At 70.5% G+C, this 19,563-nt stretch carries 24 protein-coding genes and 3 pseudogenes; 17 read left to right on the forward strand and 10 right to left on the reverse strand.

Going from position 1 to position 19,563, the window contains the following annotated elements; translation table 11 throughout:
- The first annotated feature begins 11 nt into the window (after window positions 1-11).
- Window positions 12-179 carry an IS3 family transposase gene (locus tag H5397_RS15005; protein ID WP_375539454.1) on the forward strand — a complete coding sequence of 56 codons (168 nt, stop codon included), beginning with the start codon at window positions 12-14 and terminating at the stop codon, window positions 177-179.
- 78 nt (window positions 180-257) lie between these two features.
- Window positions 258-398: a hypothetical protein gene (locus tag H5397_RS15010; RefSeq protein WP_220492326.1), complete on the forward strand. Its 141-nt coding sequence runs from the start codon at window positions 258-260 to the stop codon at window positions 396-398.
- Between the two features lie 130 nt (window positions 399-528).
- Here the strand turns inward: H5397_RS15010 and H5397_RS15015 are convergent, their stop codons facing one another.
- From H5397_RS15015 to H5397_RS15030, 4 genes are all read right to left on the reverse strand, one after another.
- Complete coding sequence (locus H5397_RS15015; RefSeq protein WP_182818420.1) at window positions 529-843, reverse strand: type II toxin-antitoxin system PemK/MazF family toxin; 315 nt, start codon at window positions 841-843, stop codon at window positions 529-531.
- Between the two features lie 3 nt (window positions 844-846).
- The gene (locus H5397_RS15020) at window positions 847-1,080 is read right to left on the reverse strand and encodes a ribbon-helix-helix domain-containing protein (protein ID WP_182818421.1); all 234 of its coding nucleotides are present in this window, start codon (window positions 1,078-1,080) and stop codon (window positions 847-849) included.
- A 133-nt stretch (window positions 1,081-1,213) separates the two neighbouring features.
- The gene (locus H5397_RS15025) at window positions 1,214-1,576 is read right to left on the reverse strand and encodes a type II toxin-antitoxin system death-on-curing family toxin (RefSeq protein WP_182818423.1); all 363 of its coding nucleotides are present in this window, start codon (window positions 1,574-1,576) and stop codon (window positions 1,214-1,216) included.
- Entirely contained in the window at window positions 1,573-1,776 is a 204-nt protein-coding gene (locus H5397_RS15030; RefSeq protein ID WP_182818424.1) for a CopG family transcriptional regulator, read from the reverse strand. Before H5397_RS15030 ends, H5397_RS15025 begins: the two co-directional genes overlap by 4 nt.
- 167 nt (window positions 1,777-1,943) lie before the next feature.
- Here H5397_RS15030 and H5397_RS19205 point away from each other — a divergent pair.
- Window positions 1,944-2,420, forward strand: a pseudogene (locus H5397_RS19205) (hypothetical protein); the annotation flags it as partial.
- A 70-nt stretch (window positions 2,421-2,490) separates the two neighbouring features.
- Window positions 2,491-2,880: an NAD-glutamate dehydrogenase domain-containing protein gene (locus H5397_RS15040; protein ID WP_182818425.1), complete on the forward strand. Its 390-nt coding sequence runs from the start codon at window positions 2,491-2,493 to the stop codon at window positions 2,878-2,880.
- Between the two features lie 154 nt (window positions 2,881-3,034).
- On the opposite strand, the gene H5397_RS15045 is transcribed toward H5397_RS15040, so the two are convergent.
- Window positions 3,035-3,913 carry a GerMN domain-containing protein gene (locus H5397_RS15045; RefSeq protein WP_182818426.1) on the reverse strand — a complete coding sequence of 293 codons (879 nt, stop codon included), beginning with the start codon at window positions 3,911-3,913 and terminating at the stop codon, window positions 3,035-3,037.
- A gap of 137 nt (window positions 3,914-4,050) precedes the next feature.
- On the opposite strand from H5397_RS15045, the gene H5397_RS15050 reads away from it, so the two are divergent.
- Together H5397_RS15050 and H5397_RS15055 are read left to right on the forward strand one after the other, a co-directional pair.
- The gene (locus H5397_RS15050; protein WP_182818427.1) at window positions 4,051-4,956 is read left to right on the forward strand and encodes an SDR family oxidoreductase; all 906 of its coding nucleotides are present in this window, start codon (window positions 4,051-4,053) and stop codon (window positions 4,954-4,956) included.
- A gap of 93 nt (window positions 4,957-5,049) precedes the next feature.
- A complete protein-coding gene (locus H5397_RS15055) occupies window positions 5,050-6,204 on the forward strand; it encodes a zinc-dependent alcohol dehydrogenase (RefSeq protein ID WP_182818429.1) in 1,155 nt (384 codons plus the stop codon).
- Window positions 6,205-6,293: 89 nt separating this feature from the next.
- On the opposite strand, the gene H5397_RS15060 is transcribed toward H5397_RS15055, so the two are convergent.
- Complete coding sequence (locus H5397_RS15060; RefSeq protein ID WP_182818430.1) at window positions 6,294-7,151, reverse strand: MerR family transcriptional regulator; 858 nt, start codon at window positions 7,149-7,151, stop codon at window positions 6,294-6,296.
- A 124-nt stretch (window positions 7,152-7,275) separates the two neighbouring features.
- On the opposite strand from H5397_RS15060, the pseudogene idi reads away from it, so the two are divergent.
- The 4 genes and pseudogenes from idi to H5397_RS15075 form a co-directional block, all read left to right on the forward strand.
- Window positions 7,276-7,821 (forward strand): annotated as a pseudogene (gene idi, locus H5397_RS18940) (isopentenyl-diphosphate Delta-isomerase); the annotation flags it as partial.
- A 213-nt stretch (window positions 7,822-8,034) separates the two neighbouring features.
- A pseudogene (locus tag H5397_RS18945) lies at window positions 8,035-8,940 on the forward strand (polyprenyl synthetase family protein); the annotation flags it as partial.
- Window positions 8,937-10,430, forward strand: coding sequence for a phytoene desaturase family protein (gene crtI, locus H5397_RS15070; RefSeq protein ID WP_243760860.1), 1,494 nt, complete (start codon window positions 8,937-8,939; stop codon window positions 10,428-10,430). The pseudogene H5397_RS18945 and the gene crtI, both read left to right, overlap by 4 nt.
- The gene (locus H5397_RS15075) at window positions 10,427-11,326 is read left to right on the forward strand and encodes a phytoene/squalene synthase family protein (protein WP_182818433.1); all 900 of its coding nucleotides are present in this window, start codon (window positions 10,427-10,429) and stop codon (window positions 11,324-11,326) included. The genes crtI and H5397_RS15075 overlap by 4 nt, the downstream gene beginning before the upstream one ends.
- A 3-nt stretch (window positions 11,327-11,329) precedes the next feature.
- Here the strand turns inward: H5397_RS15075 and H5397_RS15080 are convergent, their stop codons facing one another.
- Complete coding sequence (locus tag H5397_RS15080; protein ID WP_220492327.1) at window positions 11,330-12,004, reverse strand: FAD-dependent oxidoreductase; 675 nt, start codon at window positions 12,002-12,004, stop codon at window positions 11,330-11,332.
- A gap of 215 nt (window positions 12,005-12,219) precedes the next feature.
- Between H5397_RS15080 and H5397_RS15085 the strand changes: the two genes are divergently transcribed.
- Both H5397_RS15085 and H5397_RS15090 read left to right on the forward strand, forming a co-directional pair.
- Window positions 12,220-12,663, forward strand: coding sequence for a hypothetical protein (locus H5397_RS15085; protein ID WP_182818434.1), 444 nt, complete (start codon window positions 12,220-12,222; stop codon window positions 12,661-12,663).
- Window positions 12,660-12,812, forward strand: a complete 153-nt coding sequence (locus H5397_RS15090) for a hypothetical protein (RefSeq protein ID WP_182818436.1) — start codon at window positions 12,660-12,662, stop codon at window positions 12,810-12,812. The genes H5397_RS15085 and H5397_RS15090 overlap by 4 nt, the downstream gene beginning before the upstream one ends.
- A gap of 215 nt (window positions 12,813-13,027) precedes the next feature.
- On the opposite strand, the gene H5397_RS15095 is transcribed toward H5397_RS15090, so the two are convergent.
- From H5397_RS15095 to H5397_RS15105, 3 genes are read right to left on the reverse strand one after another with little or no spacing between them, the layout of a single operon-like run.
- Window positions 13,028-14,431 (reverse strand): hypothetical protein, encoded by a 1,404-nt coding sequence (locus tag H5397_RS15095; RefSeq protein ID WP_182818437.1) that lies wholly within the window; start codon window positions 14,429-14,431, stop codon window positions 13,028-13,030.
- Window positions 14,428-14,766, reverse strand: coding sequence for a helix-turn-helix transcriptional regulator (locus H5397_RS15100; protein WP_182818439.1), 339 nt, complete (start codon window positions 14,764-14,766; stop codon window positions 14,428-14,430). Before H5397_RS15100 ends, H5397_RS15095 begins: the two co-directional genes overlap by 4 nt.
- Window positions 14,750-15,586: a tyrosine-type recombinase/integrase gene (locus tag H5397_RS15105; RefSeq protein WP_220492328.1), complete on the reverse strand. Its 837-nt coding sequence runs from the start codon at window positions 15,584-15,586 to the stop codon at window positions 14,750-14,752. Before H5397_RS15105 ends, H5397_RS15100 begins: the two co-directional genes overlap by 17 nt.
- Window positions 15,587-16,103: 517 nt before the next feature.
- On the opposite strand from H5397_RS15105, the gene H5397_RS15110 reads away from it, so the two are divergent.
- From H5397_RS15110 to H5397_RS15130, 5 genes are all read left to right on the forward strand, one after another.
- A complete protein-coding gene (locus H5397_RS15110; protein WP_182818440.1) occupies window positions 16,104-16,976 on the forward strand; it encodes an ImmA/IrrE family metallo-endopeptidase in 873 nt (290 codons plus the stop codon).
- A 622-nt stretch (window positions 16,977-17,598) separates the two neighbouring features.
- Window positions 17,599-17,787, forward strand: coding sequence for an AlpA family transcriptional regulator (locus H5397_RS15115; protein ID WP_182818441.1), 189 nt, complete (start codon window positions 17,599-17,601; stop codon window positions 17,785-17,787).
- A gap of 7 nt (window positions 17,788-17,794) precedes the next feature.
- Window positions 17,795-18,802 (forward strand): site-specific integrase, encoded by a 1,008-nt coding sequence (locus H5397_RS15120; protein WP_182818443.1) that lies wholly within the window; start codon window positions 17,795-17,797, stop codon window positions 18,800-18,802.
- Window positions 18,803-19,001: 199 nt separating this feature from the next.
- Window positions 19,002-19,283, forward strand: coding sequence for a type II toxin-antitoxin system Phd/YefM family antitoxin (locus H5397_RS15125; protein WP_220492329.1), 282 nt, complete (start codon window positions 19,002-19,004; stop codon window positions 19,281-19,283).
- A complete protein-coding gene (locus H5397_RS15130) occupies window positions 19,280-19,540 on the forward strand; it encodes a type II toxin-antitoxin system RelE/ParE family toxin (RefSeq protein ID WP_182818444.1) in 261 nt (86 codons plus the stop codon). The genes H5397_RS15125 and H5397_RS15130 overlap by 4 nt, the downstream gene beginning before the upstream one ends.
- The last annotated feature ends 23 nt before the right edge of the window (window positions 19,541-19,563 follow it).

The raw sequence follows: 19,563 nt of genomic DNA on the forward strand, positions 1-19,563 counted from the left end.
CGACCTTGAAAGTGGAGCGGGTTCATCGGACCGTGTATCCGACTCGGCGGCATGCTATCCGGGATATTGCACGCTACATCGAGTTGCGTTACAATCAGAAACGGTTGCATTCCGCGCTTCAATATCGCACCCCGAACGAAGCAGAGCAGGACTGGTACGAAACCAACAAGGCAGCCTGAAACATGAATATCAAGCGGTCCGGATTCCATCCCGCAGCCCAGTTCGCGGAGGCACTCGCGGTGTTGGAGGCGGATTTGGTGGACGGTCAGATCGTCCCGGAACGGGTCAACCGAGAGTTGTCCGGGCTCCAGTTCTGCAAGCGGGGCCAGCCGAGCGCGCTCGGGACCGAGCGCTACCGCGAGATCCTCGCCAACGTGGCCGGTCGCCTTCCCACATAGGTCCAGCCAACGCGCGCTTCTGCCGCCGCGCGAGCTGCGGCCGGGCAGGCGCCCCCGGGTTGTCTGGGCTGCTCCATGCTGTCGCAGGGACGGGAGGCGTTGAGTGCCGCGGTGTGCCTTGTGGGGTTCGTCAATCGAGCAGCGGAATGTCGAGGTCGTAGGCCAGGACGATTGCCCGGGCGAGCTCGGTCTCTTGTGCGGAGGTCAGAAACCAGATGGTGCGGCCGAGAAGCGTGCTGGGAACGGTGACGACGTTGTCCAGTGAGATCACGCCGTCGTGATCGAGGCCGTTGGTCCGTCCGAGGGGAACCTCGCTGGAGAGGCCCTTGATGGTGGCGGTGATCGGCGCGATCGTCACCTTCGTCATGGCCGCTCGTGCGGCTTCGCGGGTCAGGACGACCGCGGGCCGTGTCTTGTCCAAGCGCACCAAGCAGATCTCGCGCACCGGTCAGTCCTCGAGCGTCGCCTGGGCGACCGACCACGCGACCAGGTCGTCCAGGTCGTCCGAGGGGCCCTGCTCGCGAAGGATGGCGGCGTCCTGCTCGGCGACTTGGCGGCGCATCTCGCGCTCGACGGCATGGGCCACCAATGCAGCTCGGCTGGGGGCGTTGCCGGCGGCTACGGACTTGTCGAGGAAGGCCACCATGTCGTCGGGTAGACGGATCGCGATCTGCACGGTCATGCAACGAGCATGCCAACCTGAATCCCACTTCGGTATGCTCGCTCATGCCGCGCACACACCACGCGGCCGCTCAAGGCATCCTCAACTGCACCCCGCGCGTGTCAAACCGGAATGCTTGACCGCCCCGAGTCAGTCAGTGCCAGCTCGCAAGCTGGGCGGCGGCGTCGGGGTGGTCCGTCGTTCCTGACGCGAGCGCGATCACCAGGTCGTAGGCGTCGTCATCGGGTGCCTCCAAGATGACATCGTTGAGGCCGTAGAACACGACCACAGCAAGCCATCCGAGTCGCTTGTCCCCATCCACCAGCGCGTGGTTCCGCACCACCGACTCGAGCAGAACCGCGGCCTTGGCGTCCAGATCGGGGTAGGCGTCACGGCCGAACACCGTCACGTGCGGTCGGTGAACAGCTGAGTCGAGCAGCCCGATGTCCCGGATTGGCCCCACGCCGAGATCGGCGACGAGCGCCAGAACGTCCTCCAGTGTGAGGTACTCGATCACTGGCCGAGGCGGTCGAGCAGGTCTGCGTAGCGATCGCGGGCTGCCGCGGACAGGCGACGGGCCTTGTCCTCGCGGACGTGGCGGGCGGCGGCCTCGCGAATTGCGCGCACCGTCGCCTCCTGCTTGCTCACGCCCTCAGCCTCGGCGAGGAGGGCAAGGGCTTTCTCGTCTTCGGGCCCCAGTCGCAACGTCATGGCCATGGCCACATGCTACCACCTTGGTATCAACCGCTCCTGCCGCCGGGACGCCGGCTCGACTCGCGGCGTCCCTGCCCCTTCCGTCGGAATCCACGGCGTGGTTGGCTTTGTCCACCGTGCTCCGGGTGGGCCAGCCCGCCCTGGGCTCCCGCCGAGCGAAGAGGCACATCATGAGCGTGCTGGAGGAACACCGTCGTTCCGTCCTCGCCGAGGCCGCCGCGGACCTCGGGCCGGATTCTCGGGTCACGGCCGAGTTCTTCGACCTGTACTACCGCCATGTCCTCACCGAGGACCTCGTGCAGCGCCAACCCGAGGACCTCCGCGGGATCGTGCTGAGCCACCGGGCGCTGGCGCAGCAGCGGCGGCCCGGGGAGACACTGGTGCGGTCGTTCACGCCCACCGTGGAGACGCACGGCTGGGCGACCGGCAACACCGTGGTGCAGGTGGTCAGCGACGACCGTCCGTTCATCGTCGACTCCCTCACCGAGGCCATCGGGCGCCAGGACCAGGAGATCCGACTCCTGGTGCACCCCCGGCTCCGGGTGGCCCGGGAGCCGGACGGGGCCATGACGGGGCTGGACGCCGAGGGCGTCGCGGAGTCCTGGGTACACCTCGAGGTCGGACGCCTCGCCGACCAGCAAGCTGCCGATCGGCTCGTCGCCCTGCTGCAGGGCGTGCTCGCCGACGTGGCGGCCGCGGTGGGCCGACTGGCAGGCGATGACCGACCGGGTCGCCGAGATCGCGAGCGCGCTGTCCCAGGGGCCGGAGCTGGTGTCGGGCCAGGAGCGACGGGAGACCGCGGCCCTTCTCGAGTGGCTGCTCGACGACCACTTCCTCTTCCTCGGCTACCGCCGCTACACGTTCACCGACGCCCCGGCCGGCGGCCTGCTGGAGCAGGTCCCCGGCAGCGGGTTGGGACTGCTGCGCAAGGAGGGCGGGCACGCGCGCCGGCGCCTCCACCAACGCCTGTCCGGGCAGGTGCGCCACCTTCGGGCCCGCGCGACGGCGTCCGGGACGAGGCCCGCGCGGGTGGCGTCCCCGAGCCCGAGGGGTGAGGCGTCGAACGAGGCGGCGAGCCGGTCGCAGGCGCGGGCGATGCCCGCGTAGCCGGTGCAGCGGCAGAGGCTCCCGGCGGCGGCGTCCCGCGGGGGCGTGCCGGCGAGCAGGCCGCGGTCCCGCAGCCAAGTCAGGAGGTTGGTGCAGCCGGCGCCTCGACGGTCGCGTCGTTCAGGACGAGGAGGGATATGGGACCTCCGTGCACTCACCCGACGGTGAAGTTACGGGAGTCCCGATCCGGCGGGCGGTTCGACTCCCCGCCCGAGGGGTCGGAATCGTGCACCTCCAGCACGTACGAGCCCGGTGGGAGCGTGAGCGTGAGCTCCCACGGAGCGAATACCTGGCCCTCGCTGGTGTTGACGAAACCCTCCTGGACCTTCGCGCCGTCCATGCGCATCACCACCCAGGGCAGCGTCGCCTCGAACACGTTGGCCTCCCCGGACAGCCGCACGGGTGATGTCACGGTCTCCCCTTCGCCGGGGGAGTCGATGCCCACGAGCAGTCGCACCTCGAGCGGGTCCTCGCGGGCGATGGGCTCGTCCCAGGACAGGTGACCCCAGGACGCCGGCTCGCCCTCGATCGTCGCCAGCACGGACGCCGAGGGATCGACCGACTCCGTGACGGTCCAGACCAGCTGTTGCACCATGGCGGCCTCCCCGGAGGCCCCCACGTTGGCGTCCCGCGCCTCGCCCGACAGGTCGACAGCGATCACGCCGTCGCGCTGGTCGACGCCCAGGACGCGGGTGTCCTTCGGCCACGAACTGCTGTAGTCGGGGTCGTCCGGCCCGGCGATCATGGCCTCGACCGCGCTCCGGGCGTCGGACGCCCCGGCACGCGGCTCGCGGGTCAGGCGGAAGCCTCGTGTGGTGTCGACCACGAAGTAGACCAGACCCGACGGTGCCTCCGACGTCGGTGTGGCGGTCGGGGCCGTGGGGGATGGCGTGGCGGGTGCCGGGGAGACCGTGGGTTCGACGGACGCCCCCGGCGAGGCGCTGGTGGACGGTGCCGGCGTGGGGCCGACGGCGGGCGAGCATCCCGTCAGGAGCGCCAGGATTACCACGACGACAGGCCAGCGGCGGTGCATGACGTGCCTCCTCACAGGGCGATGCTCCACTATACCGCCGGGGCACAGGGCGCGTTCGCCGGCTGTGATTTCCCTCCTCGCCCGAGCGGCTCGACCGGTGGGTGTGTAGACGCTCCGTCGTCGGGTAGGGGGTCAGCATGAGCGATCTCAACGCGACGCGCGAAGCAGCAGCCAGCAAGGTCAGCAAGGCCGGAGGGTTCCCCGAGCAGGAGCAGCAACCGCCCGGCTCCACCACCGCGATGAACCCCGTCCCCGACCACGGGGAGGACACGTGGGTGGGCCGCGACCGACTCGTCGGCCTGAAGGCCCTCATCACCGGAGGTGACTCGGGCATCGGCCGAGCGGTCGCGATCGCCTTCGCCCGTGAGGGGTGCGACGTGGCCCTCAGCTACCTGTCCGAGGAGCAGTCCGACGCCGAGGACGTGGCGCGCCTGGTCGAGGAGGCGGGGCGCCGGTGCGTCCTGCTGCCGGGCGACCTGCAGGACGAGTCCACCTGCCGACAGGTGGTCGACGAGGCGGCCGAGCAGCTGGGCGGCCTGGACGTGCTCGTGAACAATGCCGGTTTCCAGTGGGGACGCCGCAACAGCGGGCTGGCGGACCTGGAGACCGAGGAGATGGACCGGGTGTTCCGCACGAACCTGTACGGCCTGTTCTGGGTGACCCAACAGGCACTCGAGCACCTGGGCGAGGGGGCGAGCATCATCAACGTGAGCTCGATCCAGGCTTACGACCCCTCCACCGCCCTCATCGACTACGCCGCGACCAAGGCGGCGATCAACAACTTCACCGTCAACCTCGCTGCCGAGGTCGGCCCGAAGGGCATCCGGGTCAACGCCGTCGCCCCGGGGCCTGTCTGGACACCGCTCCAGCCGGCGACCAAGAAGGGGGAGAGCATGCCGAAGTTCGGCGAGGACACGCCCCTGGGCCGGGCCGGGCAGCCGTCCGAACTGGCGGGCGCGTTCGTCTACCTCGCCTCGCCGGCCGAGGCGTCGTACGTGTCCGGGACGGTCCTGGGTGTCACGGGCGGCAAGCCGGTCTTCTGACCTACCCACGGGGGCCGTGGCGTCGATGACGCCACGGCCCCCGCACGTCCGGGTCCGGGTTTGCGCGTCGCGGTGTGGGGGTAGACGCTGCTCATGAGAGCCGTCACCTGGCAGGGGCCGCGCCGCGTCGAGACCCAGGACGTCCCCGACCCTTCACTCGCCGAAGACACCGACGCCATCGTGCAGGTCAGCGCGACTGCGATCTGCGGGTCCGACCTGCACCTGTACGAGGTGCTCGCGCCCTACCTGACACGCGGTGACATCCTGGGCCACGAGGCCATGGGGACGGTCGTCGAGGCGGGGGGCGCGGTGACACGGGTGCGTCCGGGCGACCGCGTTGTCATCCCCTTCAACATCGCCTGCGGCGCCTGCTGGATGTGCGCGCGGGGGCTTCAGTCGCAGTGCGAGGTGACCCAGGTCCGAGCGCAGGGCAAGGGAGCCGCGCTGTTCGGCTACACCTCCCTGTACGGGGGTGTGCCCGGAGGCCAGGCCGAGTACGTGCGGGTGCCGCACGCCGACTACGGGCTGATCCCCGTGCCACAGGGGGGCCCGGACGAGCGCTGGCTGTACCTCTCCGACATCCTCCCGACGGCGTGGCAGGCGGCGCGCTACGCCGACGTCACGCCGGGCGACACGGTGGCTGTCGTCGGGCTCGGGCCGGTGGGTCACCTGGCCGCCCGCTGCGCGTTGCGGCAGGGCGCCGAACGGGTCATCGGGGTCGACCTGGTGCCGGAGCGCCTCCAGCGGGCCCGCGAGGCGGGCATCGAGGTGGTCGGCGACACGGACGACACCCCCGCAGCGGTGCTCGAGCTGACCGGCGGGCGCGGCGCGGACCGCGTCATCGAGGCCGTCGGCATGGAGGCACACGGCGACCCCGTGGTGGCGGGGGTGCTCGGGGTAGTGTCGCGCCTGCCCAAGCCGGTCTCGGTACCGCTGGCTGAGAACGCGGCGGTGGATCGCCTGTCCGCCCTCCGGGCCGCGTTCGGCTCGGTCCGCCGCGGTGGGACGGTGTCGATCGCGGGCGTCTACGGCGGGGCGGTGGACCCGATCAACATGATGCAACTCTTCGACAAGCAGCTCACGCTGCGCATGGGCCAGGCCAACGTCCGCCGCTGGAGCGACGAACTGCTGCAGATGATCGAGGCGGACGCCGACGACTTCGACACCGAGCACCTCGCCACCCACCGGCTGCCCCTTGACGAGGCGGCCCAGGGCTACGACATGTTCCAGCGCAGGACGTCGCGCTGACCGGAGAGATCCCCACGGGACGGGCCGGCGGGGGCGTGCCTCAGGCCCCGGCCTCCCCCCGCACGCCGGTGGACCGCGGCTGACCCGCGTCAGGCGCGTCCGGTCAGCAGGCTCCGGTTCAGCTGGCGGGCGGCATCCGGGATGTCGTCGGGCAGCGAGGTCGCCCCCCGGACGAGGGCGCCCGACGTACCCCCCACCCACACCGTGACGGACGACTCGGCCATGGCGTCCACCACGAGGGTGGCGGCCGCGGCGTCCGCGGGGGAGTACACCCCCAGCACGACCGCCCGCGCACGCTGGCCGCGCGCCGTCGTCACCCAGTCCTCCGTGGGCAGGTCCGCGCCCAGGTAGAGCACGTTCGGCCCGAGCCGGCGCAGGCAGGTGGCGAACGCCAGGAGGGCCAGCTGGTGGCGTGCCCCGGCGGGCAGCCCGACGAGGACGGTCGGTCCGCGGGATTCCCCGGACGCGTTGCGGAAGGCGGCCGCCACGACGGCCATCAGCCCTTCGGAGGCGAAGTGTTCCTGCGCCACCGTCAGTCGGCCGGACTCCCACGCCTCCCCGAGCAGCCGCAGTTGTGGGAGGAGCCACCTCGTGACGACCTCCTCGAAGGGCGCCGCGCCGAACGCCGCGTCGATCGTCTCGCGCAGCGCAGCGGGGTCGAGGGACGCCGCGGCCGCGACGAGGTCGGGGGTGCCGGCGTCCAGCGGGGCCGCCCGCGCGGGCTCGGGCGGCCGGTAGTCGGCCAGGCTCGCGGCGGCCTGGGCCGGCCGCATCCCGCCCCGGACGCGCGCGGCCATCTCGCGGAGCATCGCGATCTGCGCGGCGTCGTACAGCCGGTAGCCGCCCTCGGTGCGCCGCGGCGCGATGATGCCGTACCGCCGCTCCCAGGCACGCAGTGTCGTGCTGGGGATACCGGTGAGGGCCTCCGCCTGGCTGACCGTGTACAAGAGCTCCTCCCTTCGCGCGAGGTGACGCGCAGAGCTTATACAAACATTGGACAATATGTCTTGCGCAGGTGGGCCCTCCCGGCTACCGTTTCGGACACACCTTCGACAAACATTGGACGGATACATGTCGATCCATGCCAACCTTCCTCGCTACGAGGTAACCGCTTCACCCGTCGGCGACGACGTCGTACTGCTCGACGAGCAGGGGCACCCGGTGGGGCGCGCAGACCGCCTGCGCGTGCACACGGACGCCACGCCGCTCCACCTCGCCTTCTCCACCTACCTGTTCAACGCCCGCGGGGAGGTGCTCGTGACCCGGCGCGCGCTCGGCAAGACGACCTGGCCGGGCGTCTGGACGAACTCGGCGTGCGGCCACCCGCGCCCCGGCGAGGACATCGAGGACGCCGCCCGGCGCCGGATCCGCGAGGAGCTGGGTCTGGTGGTGGGGCCGCTCATCCCGGTGCTGCCCGACTTCCGCTACCGGGCCACGGACGCCTCGGGCATCGTCGAGAACGAGATGTGCCCCGTGTTCGCCGGGTTCGTCGCCGATGAGGACCCGCGTCCGGACCCGGCTGAGGTGGCCGACTGGGCCTGGGTGCCCTGGGAGGGCCTGGCCACCGCCATCGCCGCGACACCCCGGGTGTACAGCCCCTGGGCGGCCCTCCAGGTGCCGCAGCTGGTGGCGGCGCTGGCGTCCGGCGTGACACCCGGGCGCCAGCCGGGGCCCGACCCGGACGCGGTGCGCCGCGACGTCGACGCGCTGCTGGAGGAGGAGTTGACGGCGCTGGCCGCCGACTGGCAGGAGTTCTCCGCCGGCCTCGGCGTCGACGTGCTGCCCGAGGACCTGCCCGGGTGGCTGCGCGGCCTGCTGGTCGGGCGCGGCAAGCGCGTCCGCACCACCATGGCGTACTGGGGCTTCATCGCCGCCGGCGGCCTCCACGGGGAGGCCGGGTACCAGCACATGGTCCGGGCCGCAGCGGCGGTGGAACTGCTCCACCTGTTCGCCCTCGTCCACGACGACGTCATGGACGAGTCCGACCAGCGGCGGGGGCGCCCCTCGGCGCACGTCGAGGCGACCCGCTGGCACGAGCAGGCCGGGGCGCACGGCGATGGAGTGGTGTTCGGCCGCAACCTGGCGATCCTGCTCGGTGACCTGGCCCACACCCTCGCCGACGGGCTGGTGGACGGGCTGCCCCCCGCGATGCGCGCCGCCTGGCACGAGCTCTCGGTGGAACTGATCGCCGGACAGCGCGCCGACCTGACGGGCGCGGCCGCCGGACGCCCCGACCGTCGACACGCCGAACACGTCGCCCGCACCAAGTCCGGGCGCTACACGGTGACCCGGCCCCTGCAACTGGGGGCCGCGGCCGCTCGGGCCCCGCAGCACGTCGTCGACGCCCTCATGGCATGCGGCGACCACCTCGGCATGGCCTTCGCGCTCCGCGACGACCACCTCGGCGTCTGGGGCGACCCCTCCCGTACGGGCAAGCCCGACAGCGACGACCTGTACGAGGGCAAGGCGACCGTGCTGCTGTCGCTGGCCCGCGAGCACCTGACGGGCGATGCCGCCGACCTTCTGGCACGGGTCGGAACGCCGGACTTCCGGCGCGACGACGTCCCCGCGCTCGCCGAGGCGCTCCGCGCGTCCGGTGTCGACGCGATGCTCGAACAGCTGATCGCCGACGAGGTCAGCCAGGGGCTGGCCTGCCTCGAACGGGCGCCGCTCGCCAAGCCTGGGGTCACCGGACTCAGCGAGGCCGCCCGCACCGTCGCCTGGCGGATGGCGTGAGCGCCGCGGCGCGCCGCGGCGACCACGTCATCGTCGTCGGCGCGGGGTTGTCCGGTCTCGCCGCCGCCCTGCACCTCGCCGGCGCGGGCCATCGCGTCACGATCGTGGAGCGCGAGTCGTTCCCCGGCGGGCGCAACGGCATCCTCGAGCGCGACGGGTTCCGCTTCGACACCGGCCCCGTCGTCTTCACGATGGTCCCCCTGCTGGAGGAGGCGTTCCGGGCCGTCGGCCGCACCGTGGGCGACTACGTCACCCTGAAGCTGCTCGACCCGGCGTACCACGCCTTCTTCGCCGACGGGTCGCGCCTGCTCGTCCGCCCCGGCTACGAGAGGATGCGCGAGGTCATCGAGGTGGAGAGCGGCCCGAAGGACGCCCGCGCGTTCGACGACTTCGTGGTCTGGCTGCGCCGCCTCAACGACGTCGAGTTGCCCCACTTCATCGACGCCAACTTCAACTCCCCGCTGGGCCTGTTCCGCTCGCCCACCGCCGCCTTGGACCTGCTGCGCCTGGGGGGCTTCAAGCGTCTCGGACCCGAGGTCGCACGCAGGTTCTCCGACGAGCGCCTGCACCGCGTCTTCAGCTTCCAGGCCATGTACGCCGGTCTCGCTCCCGAGCAGGCGCTGGCGCTGTACGCGGTCATCACCTACATGGACTCCATCGAGGGCGTCTGGTTCCCCGAGGGCGGCATGCACGCCGTACCGGTCGCGATGGCCCGGGCGGCCCAGGACGCCGGGGTGGAGATCCGCTACGACTCCTCGGTCGACCGCGTCTCACGTGCGCCCGGGGGTGCGGCCTCGGGCGTGGTGCTGGAGGGCGGCGAGCGCCTGGCGGCGGACGCAGTCGTGGTGACCGCCGACCTGCCGGTGGCCTACGAGCGGTTCCTGCCCGGCGTGACCGCGCCCCGGGTGGCCCGCCGCGGCCAGTACTCTCCGAGTGCCTTGGTGTGGCACCTCGGCGTCAAGGGCGAGCTGCCCGAGGGGACCGGCCACCACAACATCCACTTCGGGAAAGCCTGGTCGCAGGCGTTCACCGACTTGATGGAAACCGGCATCCCCATGCGGGACCCCTCTCGGTACGTCGCCGTCCCGTCCGTGAACGCGCCGGAGGTCGCCCCGGAGGGCGCGCACACGCTGTACTCGCTCGAGCCGGTGCCGAACCTCCATGTCGGACGCCTCGACTGGACCCGCGAGGGCCCCCGGCTGCGCGACCGGATGCTCACGTTCCTCGACTCGTTCGGGTATCCCACCGACATCGTCGCCGAGGAGCTCGTGACGCCGGCCGACTGGCAGGCCCAGGGCATGGCGGCCGGCACGCCGTTCGCACTGGCCCACACGCTGATGCAGTCGGGGCCCTTCCGGCCCCGCAACGTGGACAAGCGGGTGCCGGGCCTGTTCTTCGCCGGCTCCGGCACGACGCCGGGCGTCGGCATCCCCATGGTGCTGATCTCGGGAAAGCTCGCCGCCCAGCGCGTCCAGGAGATGGCCCGATGACCGACCTGGCCGCCGGGTACCGGCGCTGCGCGGAACTGACCCGGCAGTACGGCACCACCTACTACTGGGGTGCCCGCCTGCTGCCCCCCGCCCAGCGCCGCGACGTGTTCACCGTGTACGCCCTGTGCCGGCTCGCCGACGACATCGTCGACGAGCCGGACCGCGTCGACCTGGCGGTGCCCCAGGGTGGGACGCCGCGGGAGCGGCTGGCCGCGTTCCGGGCGATGTTCTTCCGGGCGCTGGAGGCAGGATCGGACGAGCCCGTCATGGCCGCCATCGTCGACAGCATCCGCCGGCGCGGCACCGACCCGGAGTGCTTCGAGCGCTTCTTCGACGCCATGGCGTCCGACCTGGATCGTGACGCCTGGTCGACCTGGGAGGAGCTGCGGGACGGGTACATGGAAGGCTCCGCGGCCGTGATCGGGGAGATGATGCTCCCGGTTCTGGAGCCCTACTCGCCCGAGGCGAAGGAGTCGGCCCGGGCGCTGGGCAACGCGTTCCAGCTCACCAACTTCCTGCGCGACGTCGCCGAGGACCTCGACCGCGGGCGGGTCTACCTGCCCCAGGAGGACCTCGCGCGTCACGGCGCCGACCCCTGGCTCCGGACCGTCACGCCCGAGTGGCGAGCCATGATGGCCGAGCAGGTCGCCCGCGCGCGGGAGCTCTACGCCCAGGGCCAGGAGGGCCTGGCGCTGCTCCCGCCGGCCTCGCGGCGCTGCGTCGGGACGGCGCTGGTGCTCTACAGCCGGATCCTCGACCGGATCGAGGCCGCCGACTACGACGTGTTCTCCGGGCGCCTGCGCGTCCCGGACGCCGAGAAGCTCGCCGTCATGCTGCGCTCGGTCGCGCTCGGCGTCCCGCACGTCGACTTCGGACGAGCCGGCGCGGCCGCCTGACCCTCAGCGGGCCAGCAGGCCACGCACCGGCACGGTCCAGACGTCCTGGCCCCGCACGCCCCAGCCGCCCAGCAGTTCGTTGGCGGCCAGGAACCCCGTCGTGGCGGCGCGCTCCATCAACGCCACCGGGTGCTCGCACCGGACCCAGTCGCCGGCGAGCACCAGCCGGGGCGACGGCGTCCGGACGCCGGGGCGCGCCTGCCAAGGTTCGGGCGTGATGAGGGTGCAGTCGTCCCGGGTCAGCACCTCGCGGTGCAGGACCGGGATGCTGCGCGTCTCGGGGAACACCCGGTGCAGTTCGTCCTCCAGCGTGGCGGCCACGGCGTCCGCGGCGCCGGGGTCGGACGCGACCGCCGGGTCGCAGGCGTAGGCGTGCAGCTCGACCACCGAGCCGCCGTTGCTCCGGGCCCAGTCCGCGGCGCCGGCCTCGAAACGCTCCAGCACCGACACGTTGTCGAGGGGGCCGTAGCCGCTCGTGCCGAGGAAGGCCGGACGGTCGGCGTCCACCGGCTTCTCCAGCCACAGCCGGACGACCACGAACGGGGGTGCGTTGCGGGTGGCGGCGACGGACGCCCGCCAGGAGGCATCGGCGTCCGGGAGTGCGTCGATCAGCGCGCGGGCGGCGCGGGGGTCGGCGGCCAGGACGCAGGCGTCCGCCTCGCGGTGTTCGTCGCCCACACGTCCGCGACGTCCGACTCTGGCTACGCGTCGGGGGCCTGAAGGTTCCCACTGCCGCGGCAAGGCGTTTGCTCGTTGAAGCATTGGCGCGGCGGGCCGGTCCGGAATCACGGTGAACGATCTCGGCGGCGGTGAGTCAAGGGCTGTGTCCACGAGAGGGCGCGGCGTCTCGTTATGCGGGGTGGCAGGTCGCGAGCTTGGCGAAGGAGAGCGACATGAACCACGACGCAGATCGCCTCGTCACCCGAACCGGGTTGTGGCTCCAGTGGGCCGAGGAGCACGGCGTCCGCTACGACGACTCCGGCAAGTCGTTCGACGACGTGGCCCGCGACTATCACCAGACCAGCGACGCCTACCGCGAGCTCCTGACTCCCGAAGCGCGAGGTGATGTCCTCAGCGTGACGCACAGGGCCGCAGCGAACACCGCCTACGCACGGGCGCTGCTCATCGAGGCCGCCATCGAACGCCGGGGCGGTGACCTCGACCTGTACGTCGACCCCGTCCAGGTACGCGACCCGCACGGACGGATCGTGCCGCCAAAGCAGAGGCCCGAGGCGATGGGCGAGTGGGAGGACGTGGCGCCGGTCCCGTTCGCGGCCGCCGAGGAACCCGCGCAGCAGCACGACGCACGGACCACTGACAGGGGGTACCGGCCGTGACCGAACCCGTGCTCCCACTCCCCGATGTCCCGCTCATGATCGAAGACCTCCTCGTCCGAGCCAGGCAGTTGGCCGACGCCGGCGCACACCGTGAAGCGATCGAGGAGATTCTCGACCACGTCGCGGCCCTGCGGGAAGGCCGCGGCTGATGGCCGGGTACCGCAGGCCTGCGAGCGAGGCAGAGCGGGCCGCTGCTGCGGAGGCCCGGCAGGAGACGCTCGACAAGCTTCACACCCAGCTCAGTGACGGCATCCTCGCCCTCAACGACCCGCAGGCCTGGCAGGCATGGCTGAAGTTCTCCAGCCAGTTCCATCGCTACTCCACTGGCAGGTCAGGCATATTCGAAGTCCGTGAATGCTCGCGTTCAGGGTTGTCGAGTGGCGGCGTAGTTGGCCCAGTTGCCTCCGGATCGGCTGACGTGCTGGGCGACGGTGGCGATGCGGAGCCCGAGGATGCCGGCGAGCATCGCGGGGGGTACGTCACGGCTGAGTTGTTCGGCGGCGGCCAGGCGCATGCGGCGGGGTTCGATGCCGATGCGCTTCAGGCGTGCGCCGAGGGTGGTCGCTTCGATGTGTTTCCCGGCGTGCCCTCCGGGGAAGAGCCAGTGGTTGGGCAGTTGTTGGGCGGTGCTGCGGCGTCGTGCGAGCGGCAGGGTCCGGATCAGGCTGGCGAGGGGTTCGGTCAGTTCGAGCGGGTCGGGTCCGAGTTGGAGGTGGACGCGGTCCTCGAGGATCAGGACGTCGTCGCGGGTGAGGGTGGCGATCCGGCTGAGTGGTTGGGCGTAGAGCACGACGAGGAGGCCGGCGACGCGGTCGGCGGGGTCGAGTTGATCGTCGCTGCCCAGCCTGGCGGCGATAGTCCAGCGGTGTTCAGGATCAGCCGGCGCCGTGGGGTTGCCGTGTCGTTGGGCTGGCAGTTCCAGCTGGGCCGGCAGGTGGCGGTGCTGCTGGGACCAGGCCAGGAAGGGCCGTGCGTTCCAACGCGCGGCACCTGGACGTGCGAACCACTGGTCGATGTCGTCCTGGGTTGTCTCGGCGAGGGACCGCCCTTGGTCTTGCAGGACGGTCAGGAAGGCGACGGTCTGTTCGACACGACGGCGGGCGTTGGCGACCGACGTGCCGAGCTGACGGGCTTGCTCGGCTTGCTGCCGCAGTGGGGGCAGGACTTGCCAGCGGACCCACCTGCTGACGACTCGGCGATCGGTCTGCTCGAGGCCGGCAGGGAGGTGTTCCAGGCGGGTCTGGAGGCGGCGTATCGGCCCGGCGGGGTCGGCCGGCAGGATGTCGGTGGCGATCAGCAGCGCGCGGAGGTGTTCGACGGACTTGGGGTGGGGGAGCCCGTCGAGTGTGGTGTGGTCCAGGGAGATGTGTTCCTGGTCGAGTCCGGTGAGCAGGTCGTGGGCGCGGCGGAGCCAGCGTCGTGTGGTCACGGGCTCGGCGGCGAGGATGACCGGCCGCAGCCGGACCAGCGCGCCGCCTGGTTCGGCGGGGATGGTGCGGTCGAGTTCGCGGCGCAGCGCACAGGGTGCGCAGAGCCGCACCTCATTCCAAGTGAAGAGCCCCGAGCTGGTGCTTTGGCAGTCGGCGCACCGCCTGGTGCTGTTGTCGCGACATCTTCGGCACCGCAGTTCGTGGTCGAGCCACCGGTTGGCTTGGCCGCAGGTCTGGCAGGTGGCGCGGGTCCGGCCGATGCCCTTGAAGCAGTTCCCGCAGATCCGTTTGCCGGGCTCTTTCGCGGCTCCGCAGATCTCGCAACCCAGGTCGGTCACGGCTGGCGGATCTCGGCCCGTCGTGGCGTGCGTTGCCTGGCGGCGGCGGTGGGGCTCGGGCCGGTGGTGCCGGTAGCGCGGGACTTGGTTTCCACGACGGGTTCGATCAGCTGGTTCGGGGTGCAGCCGAGGATGTCGCACAACGCGACGAGGGTGCGCAGGCTGAGCCGCTCGGGGGTGCCGGTGACCAGCCGGTACACCTGGGCTTGGGACAGCACGATGCCGCGCTCGGCCAGCAGCGGTGTGAGCTCGGTGGTGGCGTACAGGCCGGCGTCGGCCATCAGCCGGCGCAGGTGCCAGCGGTATCCGAGGGCGGGCTTACGGGCTCGGGGCATCGGAGTCCTCCACGGGTTGTCGGGGCTGCTGGTGGGCTCGGGACAGGGCGCGTTGCAGCGCCTGGTTCTTGTAGTCGGCGCCGACGCTGGTGTAGATCGCGGTGGTCGATCCCCAGGCGTGGCCGAGTTGTTGTTGCACGAACAGGTGGTCGTAGCCGTCCTCAAGCAGGTGGCTGGCGTAGGAGTGTCGCAGGCAGTGCGGGCCCAGCATCGGATCCAGGCCGGCGGCCTCCCGGTAGGCCTGGAAGCGTTGCGACAGGGCGTCGGTCGATATCCGCGCCTGTCGTTCGGTGGGCCACATCCCGATCCCGGACGTGCCGTACGCCGGCCGGATCTCTTCGACCCATTCGGCGACGGCTTCGGCGGCCCAGCCCATCGTGGTGAGCACTGTGCGTCGCCGCGGCGGGGAGCCCTTCAGGGCCTTGCCGTACCGGACGCTCAAGGCGCCGTAACGGCCGAACCGGGCTGCGGTGGAATTGGCCGACCAGTCCACGGTTTCCAGCATGGCCGCTTCCCGGCGCCGGAGTCCCCAGGCGTAGATCACCTTGAACAGGGTCGCGTCCCGGTAGGCGGCCAACCAGCCCTTCCGGCCACCGGCGGCGACCGTGGCGACCCGCTGGTCGCAATAGTCGAAGAACGTCTGCAGCTCGTCGCGGGTGAAGGGCCGGTTCCCGGGACGGCCCTCGTACTCGCTGCGGTGGACCACGGTGTTCCACTCGTGGAAGACCTGCACCGGGTGCGACCCGAACCGCTGTTCGCAGACCTCTGCCCAGCGGTAACGAGGGTCGGTGACGTAGCCGCAGAACAACGACACCGCCATCTGGTAGTAGCGAACCGACGAATGCGACACCCCGCCCCCACGAGCTCGGAGGTCCATTCCTCGACATCGCTGGGCGTCCAGGCCCACGGGTACTCGCCGGTGAACCGGTGGAACCGGCGGACAGCGAACGCCCGCTGCTTGATCGTGCTGGCCACCAGCATCCGGGAACGCTGCTGTACCTCCCAACCGTCGAGCATCGACGTGAAGACCGTCTCTTCCGGCGCCAGCAGGGACACCCCACCTGCCAGCAGCGATTCAGCCGATCCCGGCACCCTCGACGAGCCGACGGTGGCACGCACATTCCCCTCCGCAGCCCTCACAAACACATGACCGTATCACTCATCAGATGCAATCAACGAATCCGTAGAGCCTGGGGACAAGGGCTTTCATGAACCACCGACGATCCGGATCAATCCGTCAGCTAGAGTCAACCCGACGCTTGCAGCCGCATACTGAAACGCCTGAGTGCTACATCAGATGCAATTCGCAAGGCTTGTTCGGGAACTCGCTGCTGATCATGCTTCAGGACCCGCAGGCCACTCACGTCGCCGGCTACCAGGCGTTCAGGGCCATGGGGCGCCAGGTTCGCCGCGGAGAATCCGGCATCAAGGTCCTTGCCCCGATCATCCTCCGAGAGCCCCGCCTCGACGACGCCGGCCATCCTGTGCGCGACGACCAGGGCCGCGTCTTGCACCGGACCCACGTGGTTGCGACGAAACCAGTCACGGTGTTCGACATTCGTCAGACCGAGGGACCGCCGTTACCCGACCCCAAGATCGGCGAGGCGACCCTCCTCACCGGGCAAGCCCCCGTCGGACTGTGGGATCGCCTCCAAGGCCTCCTCGAAGAACGGGGATTCGACGTACGTCGCGGCGCGGACCTCGGCGGGCCCAACGGCTACACCGACTTCGGTCAGCGGCTCGTCATGGTCCGCGACGACGTCGACGACGCCCAGGCCGTCAAGACCCTCGCACACGAAGCCGGTCACGTAATCCTCCACCCAGACCAGCAGGGCCGCGACTGCCGGGGGATCATCGAAGTGGAAGCCGAATCGGTCGCGTACATGGTGACCAGCGCCCACGGGCTCGACTCCGGCCAGTACACCTTCAACTACGTCGCCGGTTGGGCCCTCAACGCGGTGACCGAGCAGCGTGACCTCGCCGACATCCTCCGCAGCACAGGCCAGCGTGTCATTGGCGCCGCAGACCTCATTCTGCAGACCACCCAGCCGGCTCCGACCATCACAGATACCGCGCTCGACGCTCTGGAGAGTGACATCCGAGTTCAGACCGACCCCACGCGCTGGGAGGCAGTCTCCGTCGGCCAGGTCATCACCCCGGAGCCGCCGACCGTGCCTTCGCCGGCGCTGGTCCCCTCAGTGGGCCGCTGACCGTGACGACCGCGATGGACGATCTCTGCTCACCTGGCCCATGCGACAACGTTGCGTCCTCGACGCGGCGCTTGCCGTCCGACCTCAAGCGGAACGGTGCCCGCGCCTCCTGGTTGCTGCGAGCGGTCGGTGTCGGACCTGCCGGGCATCACGGCGCACAGGAGGGAGCCGAACCTGTGCCTGCACGCGTCCGTATCCGCTGGCTCGCCAGTGATCCCGGGGTGCACGCCGCCTATGCTGAAGGGCAGCGATGGACGCGAGATCCGCGCGGATCTCGGGTTCGTAGCGATTCCCCACGTATTCCCCACGACAAGGTGACGCAATGGCTACGGCCCATCAAAACTCCTTGTCAGGGGGCCGTTATCGCTGGATAGCAGAGAGCTTCAACTCCTCTCTCGCGCACTCAAGGCCAAGTCTTTCGGGACTTGGCCTTTTGCTTTGCTCACTAGGGGTTTCGCCTCCAGGGCCCAGGATCAGGTGTGCTCGGAAACGGACCAAAACGGGACTTCATTCCCCACGTCCTCCCCACGCGTGGGGAATGGCTTTGGACGCCGATCGCGTGGAGGGTCACGTGGCCGAGGCACTCTCTGCCGTTGACGTAGGGGTCAGGAGGGAGACCCCCATGACCACGACACCCCAACGATACGAGTCACTCAGGACGGCGTCCGAGCGCACGGGCATCAGCACGCTGACCCTGCGCAAGCGCATCGCCTCGGGCCACCTGCCCGCCTACCGGGCGGGACGCCGCATCATCCGCGTCCGCCCTGAGGATGTGGACGCGATGCTGCGCGACACCCGCTCGTTCGGCTGAGCCGGCGATGGCACGACGCAAGACGCAGGCCAAGCGGGTCTTCGGAGAGATCTCCAAGCTGCCCAGCGGTCGGTTCCGGGCCCGCTACACCGGCCCGGACCTGAACCGGCACAGCGCACCGGGGGCGTTCGTGGCCCGAATCGATGCCGAGGCGTGGCTGGCCGAGCAGGAGCGCGCGATCAGCCGCGGCGACTGGCGGGTGCCCAAGAAGGTGGTGGCCCAGGCTCCGGAAACGCTGGGTGAGTACGCCAAGGCAGTCGTGGCGCGACGCAAGCTGCGGCCCGCCACGGTGGCGCTTTACGACAAGGTGCTGCGACTGACGATCGAGATCGAGGTGCTTTCAGTCGCCCAACTGGAGCGCTACCTCCTGGCCGTCCCCGAGGCACGCCGCGTACCGCTTCTGTTGGCCGGCTGGTGCGGGTTGCGTTCGGGGGAGGTGCGCGGGTTGCGGGTCCGCGACCTCGACCTGGACGCCGGCGTCGTCCACGTGCGCCAAGCCGTGGTCCGGCTCAAGGGGCGGCTGCTGATCGGCCCGCCCAAAACCGCGGCCGGCGTCCGGTCGGTGGCGATCCCGCCCCACCTGCTGCCCGCGTTGAAGGTGTGGCGGGACGCCCAACCGACACACCCTCGCGATGCCCTGCTCTTCCCGGCGGGGGATGGCGTGTCCCCACTGAACGACAGCGTCCTGCGGACGGCACACGACAAGGGCAAGGCGGCCATCGAGATGCCGGGTCTGAAGACCCACGGACTGCGTCACACGAGCGCGACGATGGCAGCCCAGCTGGGTGCGACGCTGGCCGAGTTGCAGGCCCGGATCGGGCACAGCACCCCCAACATGGCGATGCGCTACCAGCACGTCGCCGCGGAACGGGACGCCGAGTTGGCCCAGCGGATGTCTGCGCTGGCGACGGGTCGGTCCTGGGTGGAGGAGCGCGTCGAACCGAAGAAGCCAGCGCCTCCGCGCGAGGGCGGGCCGGGTGCGTCTTCTCAGTCAGCTCTTCCGGGCTTGGGTTGACGGGCCACGGAGTCTCATGGCGGGTCCGCGAAGGTTGCGACAACTCAGCGCCGTTTGGCCCTGCGTGTGAAGGCGTCCAGGACTCCATTCTGTGCGACGGCCACCTCGTTCAACTCCCGGTCGTAGACGGCGCCGCTGACCAAGGCCTTGCGCAGGCGTGACGGCCGAGGGGCGGTCTTAAGTAGCTACACTTGTGGTCATGTCGATGGAATCCACCATGCCGTTGAAGGATGTCAAGAACCGCCTGTCCGAAGTCGTGGACCGCGTGGAGCGCGAGCACGACCGAGTCACCATCACCAAGCATGGACGCCCAGCCGCGGTCGTCATCAGCACCGACGACCTGGCTTCGCTGGAGGAGACGCTCGACATCATGAGCCGCCCCAAGCTGCTGGGCCAGATTCGGGACAGCCTCGTCGAGCTCAACCGCGAACCCGCCCAGGTGCTTGGCAAGGACGAGATCTTGGCGTCCTTGCGCCGATGAGCGACGCCTACGACATCGGTTGGACGCGCACATCCAGGTGTGTGCTCGAGCGATGGCCCGAGAAGGTGGCAACCGCCGCGGTGGAGTTTGTCTACGGCCCGCTGGCCGAGAATCCTCACCGGGTGGGCAAGCCATTGCGGTTCGAGTTGGAAGGGCTCCACTCGGCCCGGCGAGGTGACTACCGCATCCTCTACCGGATCGACGACGAGCAGGTGGTCATCGTTGCCATCGAGCACCGCGCCGACGTCCACAAGTAGCCGCGGGTGAACGGGGGGGTCCC

The sequence above is a fragment of the Propioniciclava sp. MC1683 genome, from assembly GCF_014164675.1.
Taxonomy (GTDB): domain Bacteria; phylum Actinomycetota; class Actinomycetes; order Propionibacteriales; family Propionibacteriaceae; genus Propioniciclava.